At 52.6% G+C, this 17,818-nt stretch carries 17 protein-coding genes; 14 read left to right on the top strand and 3 right to left on the bottom strand.

The annotated features are described in order from the left end of the window. Positions 1–130: 130 nt before the first annotated feature. Entirely contained in the window at positions 131–2,149 is a 2,019-nt protein-coding gene (locus ACOJWD_RS07900; protein WP_486992678.1) for a DHA2 family efflux MFS transporter permease subunit, read from the top strand. Between the two features lie 153 nt (positions 2,150–2,302). On the opposite strand, the gene ACOJWD_RS07895 is transcribed toward ACOJWD_RS07900, so the two are convergent. After that, on the bottom strand, positions 2,303–2,443 hold the full coding sequence (locus ACOJWD_RS07895; protein ID WP_486992677.1) for a DUF3096 domain-containing protein: 141 nt from the start codon (positions 2,441–2,443) through the stop codon (positions 2,303–2,305). Positions 2,444–2,655: 212 nt separating this feature from the next. On the opposite strand from ACOJWD_RS07895, the gene ACOJWD_RS07890 reads away from it, so the two are divergent. The 5 genes from ACOJWD_RS07890 (at position 2,656) to ACOJWD_RS07870 (ending at position 8,008) form a co-directional block, all read left to right on the top strand. Beyond that, positions 2,656–4,350, top strand: a complete 1,695-nt coding sequence (locus ACOJWD_RS07890; RefSeq protein WP_486992676.1) for a class I adenylate-forming enzyme family protein — start codon at positions 2,656–2,658, stop codon at positions 4,348–4,350. Positions 4,351–4,412: 62 nt separating this feature from the next. Next, positions 4,413–5,369 carry a zinc-binding dehydrogenase gene (locus ACOJWD_RS07885; RefSeq protein WP_486992675.1) on the top strand — a complete coding sequence of 319 codons (957 nt, stop codon included), beginning with the start codon at positions 4,413–4,415 and terminating at the stop codon, positions 5,367–5,369. Between the two features lie 423 nt (positions 5,370–5,792). Further along, the gene (locus ACOJWD_RS07880; RefSeq protein WP_486992674.1) at positions 5,793–6,152 is read left to right on the top strand and encodes a toprim domain-containing protein; all 360 of its coding nucleotides are present in this window, start codon (positions 5,793–5,795) and stop codon (positions 6,150–6,152) included. A gap of 7 nt (positions 6,153–6,159) precedes the next feature. Continuing rightward, positions 6,160–6,750 (top strand): peptide deformylase, encoded by a 591-nt coding sequence (def, locus tag ACOJWD_RS07875; protein ID WP_486992673.1) that lies wholly within the window; start codon positions 6,160–6,162, stop codon positions 6,748–6,750. A 4-nt stretch (positions 6,751–6,754) separates the two neighbouring features. After that, positions 6,755–8,008 (top strand): (Fe-S)-binding protein, encoded by a 1,254-nt coding sequence (locus ACOJWD_RS07870; protein ID WP_486992672.1) that lies wholly within the window; start codon positions 6,755–6,757, stop codon positions 8,006–8,008. On the opposite strand, the gene ACOJWD_RS07865 is transcribed toward ACOJWD_RS07870, so the two are convergent. Continuing rightward, positions 7,949–8,854, bottom strand: a complete 906-nt coding sequence (locus ACOJWD_RS07865; RefSeq protein ID WP_486992671.1) for a dihydrodipicolinate synthase family protein — start codon at positions 8,852–8,854, stop codon at positions 7,949–7,951. The two genes, ACOJWD_RS07870 and ACOJWD_RS07865, sit on opposite strands and share 60 nt — an antisense overlap. A gap of 105 nt (positions 8,855–8,959) precedes the next feature. On the opposite strand from ACOJWD_RS07865, the gene ACOJWD_RS07860 reads away from it, so the two are divergent. The 5 genes from ACOJWD_RS07860 (at position 8,960) to ACOJWD_RS07840 (ending at position 14,286) form a co-directional block, all read left to right on the top strand. After that, entirely contained in the window at positions 8,960–9,442 is a 483-nt protein-coding gene (locus ACOJWD_RS07860; RefSeq protein WP_486992670.1) for an NUDIX hydrolase, read from the top strand. Between the two features lie 67 nt (positions 9,443–9,509). Beyond that, entirely contained in the window at positions 9,510–10,253 is a 744-nt protein-coding gene (locus tag ACOJWD_RS07855) for a VIT1/CCC1 transporter family protein (protein ID WP_486992669.1), read from the top strand. A 106-nt stretch (positions 10,254–10,359) separates the two neighbouring features. Further along, positions 10,360–11,694: an MFS transporter gene (locus ACOJWD_RS07850; protein ID WP_486992668.1), complete on the top strand. Its 1,335-nt coding sequence runs from the start codon at positions 10,360–10,362 to the stop codon at positions 11,692–11,694. A gap of 40 nt (positions 11,695–11,734) precedes the next feature. Beyond that, the gene (locus ACOJWD_RS07845; protein ID WP_486992667.1) at positions 11,735–13,141 is read left to right on the top strand and encodes an AMP-binding protein; all 1,407 of its coding nucleotides are present in this window, start codon (positions 11,735–11,737) and stop codon (positions 13,139–13,141) included. 2 nt (positions 13,142–13,143) lie between these two features. Next, positions 13,144–14,286, top strand: coding sequence for an acyltransferase (locus tag ACOJWD_RS07840; protein ID WP_486992666.1), 1,143 nt, complete (start codon positions 13,144–13,146; stop codon positions 14,284–14,286). 73 nt (positions 14,287–14,359) lie between these two features. Here the strand turns inward: ACOJWD_RS07840 and ACOJWD_RS07835 are convergent, their stop codons facing one another. Next, positions 14,360–14,983: a hypothetical protein gene (locus ACOJWD_RS07835; protein WP_486992665.1), complete on the bottom strand. Its 624-nt coding sequence runs from the start codon at positions 14,981–14,983 to the stop codon at positions 14,360–14,362. A gap of 169 nt (positions 14,984–15,152) precedes the next feature. Here ACOJWD_RS07835 and ACOJWD_RS07830 point away from each other — a divergent pair, with 169 nt between their 5' ends. The 3 genes from ACOJWD_RS07830 to ACOJWD_RS07820 all read left to right on the top strand — a co-directional run. After that, positions 15,153–15,560, top strand: coding sequence for a CoA-binding protein (locus ACOJWD_RS07830; protein ID WP_486992664.1), 408 nt, complete (start codon positions 15,153–15,155; stop codon positions 15,558–15,560). Next, positions 15,561–16,064: a YajQ family cyclic di-GMP-binding protein gene (locus tag ACOJWD_RS07825; RefSeq protein ID WP_486992663.1), complete on the top strand. Its 504-nt coding sequence runs from the start codon at positions 15,561–15,563 to the stop codon at positions 16,062–16,064. A 23-nt stretch (positions 16,065–16,087) separates the two neighbouring features. Beyond that, positions 16,088–17,818: phospholipid carrier-dependent glycosyltransferase (locus ACOJWD_RS07820; protein WP_486992662.1), on the top strand; the 1,731-nt coding region annotated here is incomplete at its 3' end.

Below are 17,818 nucleotides of genomic sequence, written 5' to 3'. Positions count from 1 at the left end.
CACTTCTCTCTATTATGCGAACTGTCAGCGATACAAAATAAATGCGGTTAAATCGGGCTTTTGGGAACGATATTCGGTATGATGATGGTTATGGGTGGGTGGACTCTTATCGACTAGGAGGAACGACAGTATGGCTACGACGCGGATGCAAGCCGAAGACACTGAACGTGCCGCGATTGATCATCGACGCGTGCTGATTATCATGGTGGGACTGTTGCTGGGAATGCTCTTAGCCGCTTTGGACCAAACCATTGTCGCGACGGCCCTTCCAACTATTGCGGGAGATTTGCATGGGCTGTCGCACTTGTCGTGGATTGTCACCGCGTATCTTCTCACGTCGACCATTTCTACTCCGCTGTGGGGAAAATTGGGAGACCTATATGGACGGAAGAATTTCTTTCAGATTTCGATCGTCATCTTCTTGGTCGGTTCTGCACTATCTGGACTCTCTGGCTCGATGCTGCAACTGATTCTCTTTCGGGCGTTACAAGGCATTGGCGGTGGAGGGTTGATGGTAGGAGCCCAAACCATTATTGCTGATGTCGTCTCGCCGCGCGAGCGGGGGCGCTATCAGGGCATTTTTGGTGCTGTATTTGGTGTTACCAGCGTCATTGGACCACTAATTGGGGGATTTCTAGTTCAACATCTGTCGTGGCACTGGATTTTTTATGTCAACCTGCCGATAGGCATTGTGGCATTGCTGGTGACGGCGGCGGTTCTTCCGAAGACACTTTCCCGAGTGAAGCACGTGGTGGATTACTTAGGGACCATTTTCTTAGCCGGGGTGTCCACTGGCCTGGTATTGCTCACGACGCTCGCGGGAACCACTTATACCTGGGGTTCCCCACAAATTCTGGGACTTGCCGGGATCTCAGCGGTGCTTTTGGTAGCATTCATTATGGCTGAAAGAAGAGCTCCTGAACCGGTTTTGCCCTTAGGCCTATTCAAAAACTCGGTATTCTTATCGACCAGTGTGATCGGATTCGTGGTTGGATTCGCGATGTTCGGGGCGATTACCTATTTGCCGCAATATATGCAAGTGGTGCGTGGGGCCAGTCCGACCGCGTCAGGACTTGAGATATTGCCTATGATGGCGGGCCTTTTGTTGACGTCCATTATGTCCGGTATTCTCATTAGTCGATGGGGACGATATAAGTTGTTCCCTATTTTGGGCACTGCGCTCATGGTGATTGGGATGTACCTGCTCTCGCGGCTGGCTGTTGGCACCTCGGTGTTCGCGAGTGGAGTCTTTATGTTTGTGCTGGGCGTCGGGATTGGCGGCGTCATGCAGGTTTTAGTGATCGCGGTGCAAAATGCCGTCGGTTACGAGGACTTAGGGGTGGCGACGGCGGGCGCGACGTTTTTCCGTTCGATTGGAGGGTCGTTCGGTACCGCGGTATTCGGGGCCTTGTTCGCCAGTCGGTTTCTTAAGGATATTGGTATCTATTTACACGGATTGGTGCTACCCAAGAGTTTCAGCGCGTCGGCAGGCGCTAGTCCCGCGGCGCTGAAGGCGTTACCTCCAGCGATTCACAGCGGATATGTCCATGCCTATGCGGCCGCATTACATTATGTATTCTTAGTGGCAGTCCCGATTGCATTAGTCGCTTTCATTCTTACGTGGTTTCTTAAGGAGGTCCCCCTCCGAAAGTCGGTGACCGCCACCAATCCGGCGGATACTTATGCGCCGACGGCGATGCCGGCTATTCGAACCTCACTAGAGGAGTTGACTCGTAGTCTCTCGGTGCTGGCGGACCGTGAGAATCAAGTACAAATTTATCTCGAACTGGCGAAACGCGCTGCGGTGGAGTTGGACGCGAAGGGCGTATGGCTGCTGTTTCGAATCGATGACCATCCGGGTCTCAGCCTTGGAGACCTGGCCAAACAATTACACGCGTCTAGCCAGCATGTCCGCGACATTTCCGTGTCTTTGACACAAGCGGGCTATATGGAGGAGTTCTCTGAAGATAGGCCGATTCAATTGACAGACCGAGGTCATGACGCCGCGAGACGATTGGTGGATGCCCGCACCGAAGGGCTACAAGAGTTGCTTCAGGGCTGGTCCGCTGAACAGCACGAGGATGTAAGACGGATGATTGCGCGGATCGCCTATGAATCGTTGCATAGGCCAACACCGGAGACCCCTTAGGCTATTGGGCAGGTCGCTGGCTGGTAATGGTGACGGTGAATACTTAGTGGCAAGGGTTACTCTATCAACACAAGACACGGGGTGAAGAGCGGGGTAACTCGTACCTCACCCCGTGTGCGTGACTCAACCGGGATAGCCAAAACCCTAACCGAACTAATGAATCAGCCCAATGAGGCCGACGACGATTAAATAGATAGCGACAACGTAATTTAACAGCCGCGGCCAAACTAAGATTAGAATACCAGCAATTAATGCTAGTACTGCAGGGACTTGCAACGTCAGTGCACTTGTCATGGGATGCCCTCCTTGGGTCCATAGATGGACCCATTTTTGCGTTGTTATAATGTTTCCTTAGAGGATTCGCGGGCAGGGCACCTTTTTTGGGATAGGAAATTTTTAGCTATGGTTTCGTAAGTTGCTGTGTTGGAACGAGTGATAATGGCAGGAAAAACGTCGTCTGGTGGAGAATCCTCTTGGGATAGATTGAGAAGAAGGAGGAAGTTCACTTGAACGGCGATTCCTTGTTTCGTTTTGAGCAAGTTTTGCAGTCAAAGAAAAATGGCGGTCGGCACTTTGACTGGGTGCACTGGGACTTACTAAAGCGTAATGCATCTTTATACGGGGATCGGGAGGCCTATGGAGATAGTCTGTACGGTATAGAGCCCCATGAACGTCGCCGTCGCAGTTGGCGCCAAGCGTTCGATGAGGTGAATGCCATGATATGGCATTTGCTGGATGACGGCGTGCCTCAGGGTTCAGTGATGGTATCGCACTTGCCGAATTGCATTGAGAGCGTGTATCTCGATATGGTGACGTCTAAGTTATCCATGATGCATGCGGGATTAAACGTGGACCTTGGTAAGAGTGAAACTCTGGGGGTACTGAAAAAGTTGGCACCACGCATAGCGGTCATCGTCGCCCACTGGCATGGTAGAGAGCTTTTGGAATGGTATCAGGAGGCGCAAGAGATCCTTCCGGAGATGCAAATTATTGTTCTGGAAATGCCAGGGGAGGTGCTGCCCTCCGGAGTGATGCCGCTAGAGTCGTATCTGCGGCATGAATCGGTGCGTGACCGTTCTGAGGAAGACCTGCACTATCTTCGTACCGATCCACTCCGAGTGCACGAACTCCTGCCTACCGCGGGTACCACCGGCGTCCCTAAGCTATCTAAAAGAACCACAGTGGATTGGTTTCATGTCCACAGTGTCGCCATTGCTGAACGGGCAGGACATAACCTCTATGATTCTCGCTTGGTGATTGGCCCGGTAAGCGGAGGGTCAGGGAGATTATGGGGAGTACATACCTCGCTGTACACCGGGGGGCGGTCGTTCTACCTTACGGAGTTTGACGAAGAGGTGGTATTGCGCCTGACGGAAGAGGAGCGCATTACCATTTGGGTCTGGAACCCCGCCTTGATCACTCGGGTTGTAACGCATCAGGCGTTTTCGAAAGAGGCGATTGCCACCCTGCGACTTGTGAGCTATTCCGGTGCACCCATGTCAGGAGAGGTTATCGAAAAATTATTGCGCTATGGCATCCCATCTTTTAATGTCTACGGCACATCCGAAGTTGGCGGTTGTATGAGCCCGATTCTTTCTGGAATCAGTCAAGAGCATCTGAAGCAAGCCGCAGGGGTCCCGTTTGAAGGGTTTGATGTTCCGGTGATCGACGCCGAGGGACGTCGATTGGGTCCCGGTGAAGTCGGAGAAATTCTCATTTGGAATATTCATCATGGGTACTGGGATTCCCTAGAGGAGAGCCAAGCGACGTATCACGAACCGCCGGAGCCAGGTGATCGCTGGAGCGGATATCAGCACACTGGCGATTTGGGTATTTATGATGAGGAGGGCTATCTACGAGTTGTGGGTCGTAAGAAGGACATGATCCTGCGTGGGAGCCAAAATATTTTTCCCAAAGAAATTGAAGACTATCTCAGTGGTCATGAGAGCGTGCGTGATGTGGCCGTGGTAGGAATGCCTGATCCGATCTTAGGGGAGAGAGTATGTGCGTTTGTGGTGGCCCAGCCTCACCATTCTCCGACGGTGGAGGACTTCGCAGAGTACTTAAACGCCCGCTCGGTGGCCAAATTTAAATGGCCGGAGCGCGTGGAATTGGTTGATGCCATGCCGCTAGGGCCGGGCGGGAAAACACAAAAGGCGAAGTTGCGTGAGTGGATAGAGGCCATTTTATCAGCCGAGTAACATGGACTTGTTGATGTGAAATGATGGGATTGAAAACTGATACCGATAAGGGGGAGTAGCAAATGAAAGCGGTACAAATACCGACACGTGGTGCGCGATTTGAAGTGGCTGAACGCGATTGTCCTGAGGCGGGGCCAGGGATGGTACGTATTCGAGTGGAAGCTTCAGGAGTATGCCACGGCGAGGTCATGGCGATCGATGGCCACTATCCCGGTATGCAGTATCCACGGATCCCGGGACACGAGGTGGTGGGGATTGTTGATCAAGTGGGTGGTGGAGTGCAAGGGCTTGCTGTGGGAGATAGGGTCGGTGTGGGGTGGTCGGGTGGTGGTCGACGAGTCACCGGTCTCACTCAAGACGGAGGATATGCGCAATGGATGGTGGCCTACGCGGAGGCGGTGGTGTTTATCCCTGACCATTACTCGTCGCAAGACGCAGCTCCGCTGTTATGCGCGGGCGTGACCACGTTTAGCGCCCTCCAAAGTATGAAGGTGCAGGCGGGCGATCGTGTGGCCATTCAAGGGATTGGTGGATTAGGGCACCTAGCGCTACAGTATGCATCTCGGATGGGTTTTGATACCGTGGCCCTATCGCGAGGGCGGAGCAAGGAATCGTTGGCCAAGCAACTGGGAGCGCGAGCGTACTACGATACCACGGTCTCGAAGGACTATGAGGCGATGAGAAGCGATGGGGGATTTCAAGCCATTTTGGCCACGGCACCGAGTGCTGAGGCGATTGGAGGGCTTATAGACCTTATCGCTCCCGGAGGAGAAATGGTGGTGGTGGCGGGTGACGGTCGGCCATTCCAATTGTCGGCAGCGCAACTTTTAAATGGTCGGCGTACCATTCGTGGGTGGACGTCCCGGGGCCGACAGGATATAGAAAATACGTTGAAGTTCAGTGCGATGACAGAGGTCAAACCCATGATAGAAACATTTCCTTTGAGTCACGCCCAAGAGGCATTTGACCACATGATGGCCTCGACGGTGCGCTTTCGCTCGGTACTTATTCCAGACTAAATCTGATTCTGACCAGATAGTGCGGACAGGGCGGCGATAGTTGAGGGGCGGCTCAATGGCTGTGTAGGCTGTGGTGTACTCGAGGATAATGTGTGACCACAGTGATGCCCGTGAGGGTGAGTCCACCATCCAGTCAACAAAAGTTTCGCTCATTTAGTGCCTCCGATAGTCTGCCGGTGTAGATAAAAAGTCACTGGTGGACGGGGTATTCTCACTGATGGTAGTGAGATTTGATGGATGTCCCTCTCTTAAATGGCTGGAAAAGTGAGGAGACTACGGGCGCGATTTTCGCCTGCGACAAGTATCATGGGCATAGAGAGGCTGCAATTTCTCTTTTACGGGAAAAGCATGATAGCATACTAGCAAAGACGTGTTCGAAGGAGGTGGTCCCACGCAGCGGAGATTCGTTGAGGAGGGATCCACATGGGCTCGTTTTTTGTTATTGTTGAGGGGAAGAATGATGCAAAACGATTGCGACGATTTTTACCAGAAGAGATTCCCATTGCGATGACTTATGGAATTCCGAGTCAGGAACGGCTCATCCGACTTCGTTGGATGGCGCGGCATCGCCAAGTTGTGGTGGTGACGGATGCGGATTCAGCAGGTCGGCGGATACGTCGTATGCTAAAAGAGGTGTTTCCTGATGCATGGGATATTCATACGAAGCCAGGGTTCAATGGAGTGGAGCACACGCCACTGGAGTTTATGGAAGACCGCTTTCGACGCCTAGGAATTATCAGTGACGGACCGAAGGGCGCGAAGGACTATGGCACTAGAGGATGACACGCAGGTGAGACAGAAGATTTGGATGTTGCCGGATAAGAGTGAGTTTTTGCGTCAACGGACTCGCAAGGTGAAGGATATCACCGAGAAGGCGGAACGACTGACAGTGGATTTTTTTGATACTTGGGATACGGTGGCGGCATACGGTATTGCCGCACCTCAAGTGGGATCCGCATTGCGAGCGTTTATTTGGAAGGGACATGACATGGAAGAGCCCGAGGTGATCTTTAATCCTAAAATTCTTCGAGTGCGTGGAGAGGTAAAAGATTACGATGGGTGTCTCTCAGTTCCTGGCTTTTATTGTCCTACCCGTCGGGCCGAGATGATTGAATTTACGGGATTGAATGCCGTTGGGCATCCGCTTCGTCGCAAAGTGGAAGGATTTGATGCACGCATTTTACAACACGAAATTGATCACTTAGAGGGGGTGCTCTTTATCGATCGTATTGACGATGTGACCGAGGGATACAGCTTGAAAGAAGGGCAGCCTGATGAAGATGGTGAAGCCACTGTGGTTGAAGTTCCGGTTAGCGCCGAATTAGCGCAATATATTGGCCGCTTTCAGCGTCCGATCCCCGGGCACGCCGTGATCTGGTAGCGCCATGGAATCTCTCTACGATTTGGCTATCAAAGAGATTGAACACTGTAATAAGTGTGGGTTTTGTCTCCCGGTCTGCCCCACCTATCGTTTGACGGGGAATGAAGTGGATTCGCCTCGTGGACGGATCGCGATGGTTGAAGGGGTGCTCAATGATGAAATCGCCGCTCATTTGGGCCTTGAGGAAAGTTTGTCGTACTGCTTAGGATGTCGCGCATGTGAGACCGCGTGTCCGTCGGGCGTTCAGTACCACCGGGTGCTAGAGGCGGGAAAATTGGTGTTGGATCGGTCTCGTCCTAGGCATCGGGGGATGACATTTCTTCCGCGGGCTTTGTTGAAAATGACGCGTCACCCTAAGCGTATGAAGCAGTTTGCGAGTTGGGCAAAACGCACCGCCAACTGGCCAGTCCCCAAAGACGCTAGAAGTTTATTGCCTATGCTAACGTATGAGGAAGAGTATTTGCCAGGTGTGGTCTCCTCGTCGGCGGCGCATGATGAAGCGGCCTTTTTTCGAGGATGTGTGCAAGAAGCCTTGTACGGGGACGCTAATCATGCCGCCCGTCAATTACTTCAGGGCCTCGGTGTGGCACTGCGAGAACCTTCCGGCCAGCGATGCTGTGGTGCTTTGGATATGCATGCGGGGCGTCGCGACGAGGCGAAGCGTCTAGCTAAAACGAATATTCGTGCTTTCGAATCGTCGGGCAGTCTCCCCATTCTTAATACGGCTGGTGGATGCGGTGCCATGCTCGCTGAGTATGGCGATCTCCTGTCCGATGAGCCGGGGTGGCGTGAGCGGGCGGAAACGTTTTCTTCTCGTGTGCAGGACTGGTCGCAAGTGGTGATGGAGCGAGCACTAGATACCACCTTCGAAGGCGCTGGAGAGACCGTGACGCTGCAGAATTCTTGTCATTTGGTGAATGTGGAAAAAGGGGGAGAAGCTCCCGCCGTCCTCATGCAATGGGTCAAGAGTGACACATTTCAACCGATTGATAGTCAGGATCGCTGTTGCGGATCGGCCGGAATCTATAACATTCAGCATCCGGAGTTTGCTAATCGGTTGTTAGACCAAAAGATGAGTGACGTATCAGAGGTGCAACCAGATCGGATTATCGTGGTCAATCCAGGATGTCAATTACAGATGACATTGGGCGTGGCGCAGTCCGATCGCGTGGTTCCGGTAGAGCACTTAGCTCGGTATCTATATCGAGCTTTCCTGCGTGCCCAGAGACAACCCCAAAGCACTGACAAGATTAATTAAGTCGGCCTCAATAATGGGATCGACGGCCGCACTAGGGGCCCGCACCGTCGCGGTACTGATGAGACCGCGGGCCAAAAAAAGCGCTTTTCGTATGGCAATGCCGCGAACGCCCAACTGCGCTTCATAACGAATCAGCGGTAAATAGCGATAGAACATGGCGCGGGCGGTGTCGGAGTCCTCACTGCGATAGTAGTTCATCATTTGTGCGAGGAGATTGGGATAGCTGAAGCCAGTCATTGACCCCGCTGCACCGTGGCACAGCTCTTCAAAGAGGTAAAGACCGCCCAGCCCGCCGAACACTTGGACGTGAGGGATCAACTGGTGGAGCGCGTCGATTTTGGAAGCGCTGGGAATCTCCTCAACTTTGACGGCTACTAAACTTTTAATATTACGAGCAAATTGCGCAATGGTGTGAGGAGAGAGTTTGACCCCCGTGGTGCTTGGTTCGTCTTGGAGAACCCACGGCAAGTCACACGCCCAAGCAATGCGCTCGAAATGCGTCATCAGAACCAGCGGGTCGTTAACCCCCGGCGGGGGGGCGATCATGAGGGCACTGGCCCCCAGGTCCTGGGCCTGGCGGGCGCGTTCAATGGCTACCTCAGTGGCTGGAGAGGAAATGGTAGCGATAATGGGCACCTTTCCATGCGAAGCACTCACGTAATGCTCAATCACTAATTCCCGTTCGCGGTCGGATAGCGCATGCGCTTCACCCATGATGCCCAGCACGATGACCGCGGAAGCCTGATTGCGGAGATAGAATTGCATCAGCGTAGGGATGCTCTCATGGTCGAGTGAGCCATCCTGGTGGAACGGCGTGAGAGAAATGGGAATCATATTTTCTAGCATGAGAGATACCTCCTCCTCAACGATAAAACTATGGTAGCATAGCGGTGAACAAGATATCGTGATTGGCCCGAGATTTCTTGGGCATACCAGGAAAGAAGGTAACTGATGAAATCACCCTCTGGGAAAGGGAAGATGGTGGAGTGCCCCGACTTTTTTGGGCATGTTGCATCCTATGACGCCGAGATGGTGCGCTTTCGTCCGGCCGCTTACGGGATTTTGTTGAGAGAGTCGACCATCTTGTTGTGCCGATCACGTTTTACCGGATTATGGGATTTTCCGGGTGGCGGTGTCGAGCCGTTCGAGAGCTTGGCAGAAGGCATGGAACGCGAATTCTTCGAAGAGACCGGCATCCGAGTCCATGCCGGGGACTTTCTTTACATGTCAGAGGGGTACATCGCTATGTTCGGACGGCCCTATCATTCACTGCGCTTCTATTATCGGTGTTCCCTAGTAGGAACGCGAACATCGGCACTGTCCCCGGACCTTGGTGAAGTCACCGAGCTTTCTTGGTGGCCGCTTGCGGAGTTGACCAACTTACCGATGCATGACTCCGATCGCTCTGCGCTCGCAAAAGCCTTATTGGATTAACCTCGGAGATAAGACCGTAGTCATACTTATTCCTTCAGCGGAGACACTGAGAGCTGGGGGTGTTTTTATGTCATCCAGCGGGATAAATGGCGGCGGACGACGCGTTGGGCGAATTAAGCGAACTCAACCTAAAAGAAGTCAAAGTGGCCTCATACGTGAAGGTATATTTGGACTCAACGATGGCCTAGTTGCCACTATTGGACTCGTTTCCGGGGAAGCGCTGTCGCATCAAAGTCACGCCTCAATTGTTATTGCGGGGCTATCTGCGGTCGGAGCGGCGATGGTGTCTATGGCTGTGGGTTCGTACCTCGCGACTCTTTCGGAGAATGACTTTATGAAGAAAGAAGTCTCGGACCAGGAGCGCGCCATTCGTCTCTATCCCCATCGCGAGCGGCATCATGTGGCACGGCTCTTGGATGAGATCGGGATTCCTAAAGCCCAGGTACCGGACGTTGCAGAAGTCATCGTGGAAAGCCGTCCACGGTGGCTTAAGTTTATGGCGAGAGAGAATCTTGGAATTCATCAGAACCGGCAGGAAACGCCGCTACGAAATTCCTTAACCATGGGAGCAGCGGTGCTTATCGGATCGGCACCTCCGGTCATTCCGTATCTTGTCAGCAGTGACTTGACAGCGGCACGCGACGTGAGTTGGGCGCTTTCTATTGGGGCTGCATTGGCACTCGGAGCATTTAAAGGGGTGATGACGCGGACATCGATTGTGAAAAGTGCCCTAGCGTTTGGGATTCTTGTCACCCTTTCGGCTGCCGTAGGCGCGGTCATAGGGGTGGTGCTAGGATCTCTGGAGCCCTAGTGCTGTCACAAATTCAGGAAACCTTTAGTTCCAATTCAGGCTTGATTTAGGCGTTCTTGGTATCATAACAACCGAAATCAAGATTGCGAGCTAAGGAGGTTGGGCCATGGAACGAAGGATATGGGGAATTACACGTTCTCAGGCTTTTTGGCTCATATTGGCCGCCCTAGCTTGGTTTATTGAGTCTTACGATATTGGTTTGATGAGTGTGGTGCTTCTGCCGTTTCATACGCTGTTTCATCTTACCGGGTCAGACACTGGAATTTTGGTTGCCTCGGCCACCATCGGCATCGTAGTCGGGGTGGTACCCTCAGGATATTTGGCTGATCGCTTTGGGCGTAAGCGACTCTTGGTGGGCTCGTTAGTCCTCTATTCTTTGATTACTTTTTGTACGGGATTTGTCTCCGGGTGGGAGGCAGTGGCGCTGATGCGATTCTTTGCGGGATTAGGTCTAGGCGCCATGTTTCCTTTGCCCTATACCCTGTTGGCTGAATTAAGTCCCAATCGTGTTCGCGGCCGAGTGGCAGGGATCCTAGATGCTTTTTTATCGGTAGGATATTTTGCTGCCCCACTGGTTGGAGGATGGATTTTGAGCGGGTCGGGATTGTTGGTGGGATGGCGCACTCTATTCTTCTTGGGCGGACTGGGTATGGTCTATGCTTTGATTCTGGCGGTGTGGTTGCCGGAGAGCCCGCGTTGGCTGCTATCCCATAATCGCCGAGAAGAGGCCATGAGAATTTTAGCGCGTGTCGGCCAAGAGGCTCGAGATGAGGTGTTGAACGCGGTCATTGATGCGACGCCCCAGAAGCCGATGAAGACGGTGTGGGCTCCAGCCTATCGACGGCGGACACTCATGTTATGGATAGCCTTTCCGAGTATTTTGTTTGTGTTTTATGCCATTATGAATTTCATGCCCACGATTCTCACCAAAGAGCATATGACCAGTCAAGTGGCATTGGAGTTTGCTGCGTTGATTATGGCGGCATCAATTCCCGGGAAATTTTTTGAGGCCTATTTGGTTGAGCGTGTAGGACGCAAGCCCGTGATCATTGCTTTTTCCGTAATTGCTGCCTGTGCGGCCTTGTGGTTCCCCAGTGTACGTAGCGTGGACGGTATTGTGTTGGCTGGCATGCTATTGGCGTTCTTTGGTGTTTCGGTAGACCCTGCGATTAAAATTTTTTCCGCTGAGCAATACCCGACCGCGATCCGTGGCACCGGAGTCAGTCTTACCGAAGGAATGGGACGATTATTTGGTGGTGCGCTGGCACCCTACATCATGGCTTTGATGTTGGCGCAAAGCGGCATAACCGGAAGCTTTGTCTTTATAGCGGCGGTCGCAGTGGTGGGAGCGGTTGCCGTGTTGATTTTGGGACACGAAACCCGCGGTCGCGTGTTGGAAGAGCGTGTAGTGGTTGGGGCTGGGGCTGTGAAGGCGTTATAGGCTGACAGAGAGGACGATGGACGATATGGAGAGGCTCACAGTGCAAAGCATACTCGGAGACCGAGTCAGTGACCGGGTGTATTTAGAAACCACCACCGGGGGGCGCTGGACCTACGCGGAAACCGCCAAAGCGGTAGCGATGCGCCGCGAGCGGCTGATGGCATGGGGTATTCGGCCAAGCCATCGTTTGGCGCTTAAAATTGAGGACCCGGGTGAGTTTGTGTTGTGGTTCCTGGCTGCCTTAGCACATGAATCCATTGTTGTACCCGTGAATCCGGCGGCACCTGACGATGATGTGCGACGGACACTGGAAAAGAGTGGGGCTGCCTATATTTTCGATGGGGTGCACGCGCCGACTCTTACCGGGATCCCGGCTATTGTGTCCTCTTCTCGTCGAGGGGGAGGAATCATCTTGCTCACATCCGGTTCGACGGGAGATCCAAAGCCTGTAGGATTGTCCTTTGAGGCCTTGTGGCACACCGCCACAGAAGTTTCCCGTGCTCATCGCTATACCGCCGAAGATCGTGGATTTTCCCCGTTGCCGTTGTTTCATATCAACGCTTTAGTCGTGGCGGTGTTAGGAAGTTTAGTGGCAGGAAGTGCCATCGTCATCGCTGACGGTTTTCACGCGCGAGATTTTTGGGACACCATTAAGCGGTTTGACATCTCCTGGATTAACTTAGTACCCTCAATTTTAATGGTATTGAGCCAGCGACCAGAACAGCCTCTTGTGGGATCGCGACCCATCCGATTCATTCGATCAGCGTCTGCTCCGCTGCCGCTTGCTACCCGACAGTTGGTGGAGCGTCGCTTTGGTATTGGGGTGGTGGAAACCTATGGTATGACGGAAGCAGGCAGCCAAATTTGCTCTAATCCCTTGCCGGGAGAGGGAGGAAAGCCGGGGTCAGTCGGAGTGCCTCGTGGTACCGAGGTGCGAATTGTCGATGAGAGGGGAATTCCCTTGCCAGCTCAGGTGCGCGGTTCGGTAGAGATTCGAGGACCGGGGGTTATTGATGCCCACTTTGGACCCAATTATTGGGCGAAGGCAATCCTGAACCAAGGGTTTTATCCCACCGGGGATTTAGGGTATCTTGATAAGGATGGATTTCTCTATTTAGATGGCCGCAGCCGAGATATTATTAATCGGGGCGGAGAGAAAATCTTTCCGCGGGAAGTCGAAGAGTGGCTTTTGTCGTGTGAGGGTGTAGCGGATTGCGCGGTGGTCGGACGTCCTCATCCAGTATTAGGGGAAGAGCCGGTGGCTTTCATTGTGGCGCGCGATGAGAATGTCTTAATGATTGAAGGTATCGAGTCATGGGCAGAACAGGGACTGGCTCGGTTTAAACGACCGGCCGCCTACTTTGTGGTGCGAAGTCTGCCTAAGGGCAGTACGGGAAAAATTGCTCGTCAAGACCTGCGTCAGCAAGTGCGCGAGGGAGGCAGCTAGTAGTGGCAGAAAAGAAATACGTCGAGGCGGCGGACTTTGTTCGAGCTCTGACTATTGTATCCGTGGTGGCTGTGCATAGCACCTGGTATATGGCTAATGGTGGTGCTTGGGTATCTTCGGGTGCTGTGAGCTCCCTTTTGCACTTTACTCGAGAGGCCTTTATGGCACTGACCGGGTTTGTTCTCACATACTCACTGTTTGGCAAAAAACTGCAGTGGAAAGCCGTATATGTGAAGAGGTATCGATTGGTGTTGTTCCCCTATATGATTTGGAGTGCGGGCTATCTACTTCTGTTTGGGGCATTTGCAGGGGTGGGTATTTTTTTTGTGACTTATGGAAAAGATTTGTTGGATGGTGGTGCATCATTTCAGCTCTACTATCTCCTTATTACGATGCAGTTTTACCTTGTGCTGCCATTGTTTCTAGCCTTGATGCGAGTGGCAAAGAAGCATCCATTCTGGGTGATTGGGATAACCGCCATCTTTCAATTTGCTCTTATGGCGTATGACCAATACGGTATTGGGCCGCATCCCGGAGGACTTAACGCCTATACCGGGGACGAAGTGTGGACCTATGCGCTCTATTTCGTGATTGGGGGAGTGGCGGCGTTAAATTGGCCCAAGGTCAGAGACTGGCTCGGGACCCATCTGTCGTTGGTCCTTTGGGCGTCAGCGGTTGCCGCGCTGCTGATGTTAGGCGAGTTCTTTGTGCAAACCTATGCGGGTCACAACATGACACTGGCTGATGCCGTATTGCAGCCGGCGATGATTCCTTGGAGTGTGATGGCGATTGTATTATTGGCGGCCATCGGAGTGCGTTATGAGCGGGGCCGAGAAAAGGTTCCAGGTCGATGGTCTCTCATCAAAAAGCTCGCAGACTTAAGCTTTGGAATCTATTTGGTTCACCCAATGATTTTGGACTATTGGACGCGATTTTTATCCGCGGTGCATATGAATCATGCCTCGTTTATTTTAGATGGATTAACGATAATTCTATTAGTGGGACTCTCTACGTTACTGATGGACCTCATTTCACGCACAGCGTTTAGTCCCTGGCTCATTGGCCGTTCCGCGCAAAAGGTGATGCGTCGCGAGCGGCACGAAACCGTGCCTGCAACACCATCGTCGCAACTGCAAGAATCATAACGTTAAAATCAAGAAGGCAATTGTATTGAGGGTGTACACCCGCCGCTCGCACCAATGCGTGCGAGGGCGGGCTTTAAATATTTTGTAAAATCATCAAGAGAAGGATGACGGCGATGGCGCCACCAAGTGAGCTTAAGATAGCCTTTGTCCAGGTCACACGTGCCACGCGGTGCACTGCGATAAGGGTAAGAATTCCGAACACTAAAATCGCGGCATCATAGAGTAGGGGCTGTGCGATCGGTACCAAACGGACTAAAGACACAACAACGAGCCATCCTGAGAGCACAATCATTTCTAAGCGCAGAGCGTCAGTAAAGTGTTGTCTCGAACCCATGCGAATGAGAATCCAGTTGATGACCCATGTCATGAGGTAATAGACCACAAAAAAGACAAACACGGCATTGATCGCATAGGAAATCAGTGTGAGTGGCGCAAATCCGACCACGATCGCGGTACCGATGAGGGATAGAATGCCAGCAATGACCGCATTTCCCCACAACATCCGTTCGGTCCAGTAAAAACGGCCTGGACCGGCAAAGGGAGCGCGGATAAAGTGTGTCCAATAGGCCCGCACGTCGTCTAGGGCGCCATCGGTGGGACGCCGCGGTGGTTGTTGGTAGCGCGATTGGGTGCGCGCGTCCTTGACACGCTTTTGTCGTTTACGGCTGTTAAATGGTATGGGATCTTTTTTATCCATAGGTCACCTCATCTATCCTCGATAAGTCTATTATACCGTCTTAGGAGGAATCTGGTAGATCATGCGAAGCTTGTGGGATGACATGTCCTTTGAGGGTTCGTTATACTAGAGACCAGTGTATAGGCAATGTGGGACTAAAGAGGAGCATTTGCTTAAAGGAGGATTAGGGATGAGTCGTGACGAGATTGATAACATATTGAAAGAGAGCCATACCATTGCGGTGGTGGGGTTGTCACCCAAAGAAGATCGCGCCAGTTATCGGGTAGCTCAGTATATGCAGTCGCACGGATATCGCATTATTCCAGTGCATCCGCAGGCAGAAGAAATATTGGGTGAAAAAGTTTTCGCGCGTTTAGAGGACATCCAGGAGCCTGTCGACATTGTCGACGTATTTCGGAAGGCGGAAGATACGCCACCAGTGGCGGAGTCGGCAGTGCGTATTGGAGCGAAAACCCTATGGTTACAATTGGGCATTGCCAATGAGGTGGCGGAGGCTATCGCTGGGTCCGGAGGTCTGCAGTATGTTGAGGACCACTGCTTAAAAATCGAGCACGAACGATGGAAGGGAGAATCGTAATTGGCGAAAGATAGTTCATTTGATGTTGTTTCTGAGCCCGACTGGTCAGAAGTGTTAAATGCGCTCGATCAGACGCGTAGAGAGACGCAAACCCGTTATGACTTCCGGGGGAAAGAGGTTGTGGTTGATTACGATCAAGCGCAACATGTTATTACCTTAGACGCGCCGGAAGGGATGGTATTGGATGCGTTACGCACCGTACTGGGAGAAAAGATGGCTCGACGCAATGTGTCACTGAAGTTTTTAGAGTTTGGTGCGGTGGAGTCGCACGGGATGCAACGAGCGCGTCTGGCAGTGACGATTAAGGCAGGTATTGAGGCGGACGTTGCGAAAAAAATTCAAAAGGCGATTCGTGGCTCTGGAATTAAGGTGGAGGCTCAGATTCAGGGTGAGGCGATTCGCGTTAACGGCAAGAACCGCGACGACTTGCAAGCGGCGATTCAATTTCTGAAGGGACAGGATTTCGGCATTGAGTTGAACTTTACGAACTATCGTACGTCATAACTTTGCACAGAAGGGCGGATGAGATGGTGCATCCAGAAGTGAACTCGTGGGATAAACCAACCCTTCGCCCGAACGCCGTCTGGCGCTATCGCATTGCGTTGGCGGTGATCACGGTGGTGGCGTTGCTGATGCGTGCGATAGGGGTGGGAACATACCCCGGGCTCATCTACGACGAATATTACTATGTACCGGCAGCGGACGTGCTGCTGAGGCGAACGCCGCCGGTACTGATTAAGCATATGGTCCCTGGAATCGATCCGAATTTGCTCTCCCATCCTCCCTTGGCGAAAGAATTGATTGCGGCGGCGATTTATACGTTGGGAAATCATCCCTGGGTATGGCGTCTTCCGGGAGTGGTGCTAGGTACGCTGGTGCCCATTGCGGTAGCAGGTATTGCATTTGAACTTTTTCGTCATCGCGGTATCGCTCTTTTGGCGGCCCTCTTTGCGAGTGTGGACGGACTTTTAGTCACAATGTCGCGAGTAGCGCTTCCAGACTCTAGCGCTGTTCCCTTGGCGGTGGCCGGATTGTGGGTGCTGTTACGATTAACCAGGAAAATGCGCCAGGATTATGAGATCCCGTGGTGGAACTGGGCCCTTTTTGGTGCGCTGTTGGGATTGGGCTTGGCCGCCGAGTGGATTGGCGGGCAAACCTTGTTGTTAGTCTGGGGATGGCTGGTGGCCGCAGGGCAAAAAACCCGAAAGCAATGGGCAAAGTGGCTACCCGCCACCACAGTTATCCCATTTGTGGTGTATTACGCGAGTTACTTTTATGCCTGGCCCACGGGATATCATCAATCGTATCTACCGAAGAACCCATTTATTGCGTTTTTTAAGTTACAGTGGCTGATTCTGAAGGGGATGTGGACCCTGCGGTTTTTCCACCCTTGGACATCCAATGCGTTCACCTGGTTGCTTATCCCCAGACCAACTGCCTTGTTGCTTCAGACCACCTCGACCTGGAGTATTCGCCTAATGGCGTTTTCTGACCCGATCGTGGTATGGGTAGGACTGCTTGGCATTATTGGCGGCATCATCGGGGCCAAGCGGCTCGGCCTGAGTCGGTGGCCGTGGGTCTTTCTTCTTCTTTGGATTGTCGCCTTTTATGGTACCTGGTTGACGACACCACGCTCAAAGTTTCTCTACTATTTTACGACTGCCTCGGTCGGACTGGATGTAGCTGCTGCCGCAGGAATGATTCTCAGTTATCACTGGCTTAGTACCGTAGCATGGCGAAGGGTGGGACGCCTGGTTTGGGGAATCGTGGTCGCTTTGACCGGACTCAGCATCCTCTACCTTATCCCGCTGTGGACCGGGATGAAGATGCCTCGCCCCTTTTATCATTCGGTCTATTGGCCGAAGAGTTGGGATGCCCGGGTGCGTGCGGGCGCCAGTCCGTCAACGGCTAGTTTTTCCCTGACGTATCATCCTGAGTCAGAAGCGATAGCGGGTTTTAGCGCGCTATCTGTAGGACAAGATGCCCTGCCCTCGGTACCTTCTCCATGGACGACATTTCGTGGCAGCACCAGCCATAATAGCGCCTATGCAGCCGTATGGCGTCTCACTAAGAGTTATGTTTTGACCATTGGCACGTCGGTTGTTGAAGCACCGACGGTGTCAGGAGACACGCTCTATGTGGGTACCAGTAATGACCAGGTGGATGCGATTGACATTTTGACTGGGGCAGTGCAGTGGACTGTCGGTGTGCCCAATATGGTGATGCCCGCGCCGCTCATGGACAATGGGTGGGTGGTT

It is taken from the genome of Sulfobacillus sp. TH-112 (genome assembly GCF_057473405.1).
Note: the sequence above shows the minus strand (reverse complement) of the source record. Positions and strands in the feature narration are given on the sequence as shown.

Coding starts and splice junctions, on each gene's coding strand:
- ACOJWD_RS07900 (WP_486992678.1), top strand. CDS start 131: ATGGCTACGACGCGGATGCAAGCCGAAGACACTGAACGTGCCGCGATT.
- ACOJWD_RS07895 (WP_486992677.1), bottom strand. CDS start 2,443: ATGACAAGTGCACTGACGTTGCAAGTCCCTGCAGTACTAGCATTAATT.
- ACOJWD_RS07885 (WP_486992675.1), top strand. CDS start 4,413: ATGAAAGCGGTACAAATACCGACACGTGGTGCGCGATTTGAAGTGGCT.
- ACOJWD_RS07880 (WP_486992674.1), top strand. CDS start 5,793: ATGGGCTCGTTTTTTGTTATTGTTGAGGGGAAGAATGATGCAAAACGA.
- ACOJWD_RS07870 (WP_486992672.1), top strand. CDS start 6,755: ATGGAATCTCTCTACGATTTGGCTATCAAAGAGATTGAACACTGTAAT.
- ACOJWD_RS07865 (WP_486992671.1), bottom strand. CDS start 8,854: ATGCTAGAAAATATGATTCCCATTTCTCTCACGCCGTTCCACCAGGAT.
- ACOJWD_RS07860 (WP_486992670.1), top strand. CDS start 8,960: ATGAAATCACCCTCTGGGAAAGGGAAGATGGTGGAGTGCCCCGACTTT.
- ACOJWD_RS07855 (WP_486992669.1), top strand. CDS start 9,510: ATGTCATCCAGCGGGATAAATGGCGGCGGACGACGCGTTGGGCGAATT.
- ACOJWD_RS07850 (WP_486992668.1), top strand. CDS start 10,360: ATGGAACGAAGGATATGGGGAATTACACGTTCTCAGGCTTTTTGGCTC.
- ACOJWD_RS07835 (WP_486992665.1), bottom strand. CDS start 14,983: ATGGATAAAAAAGATCCCATACCATTTAACAGCCGTAAACGACAAAAG.
- ACOJWD_RS07830 (WP_486992664.1), top strand. CDS start 15,153: ATGAGTCGTGACGAGATTGATAACATATTGAAAGAGAGCCATACCATT.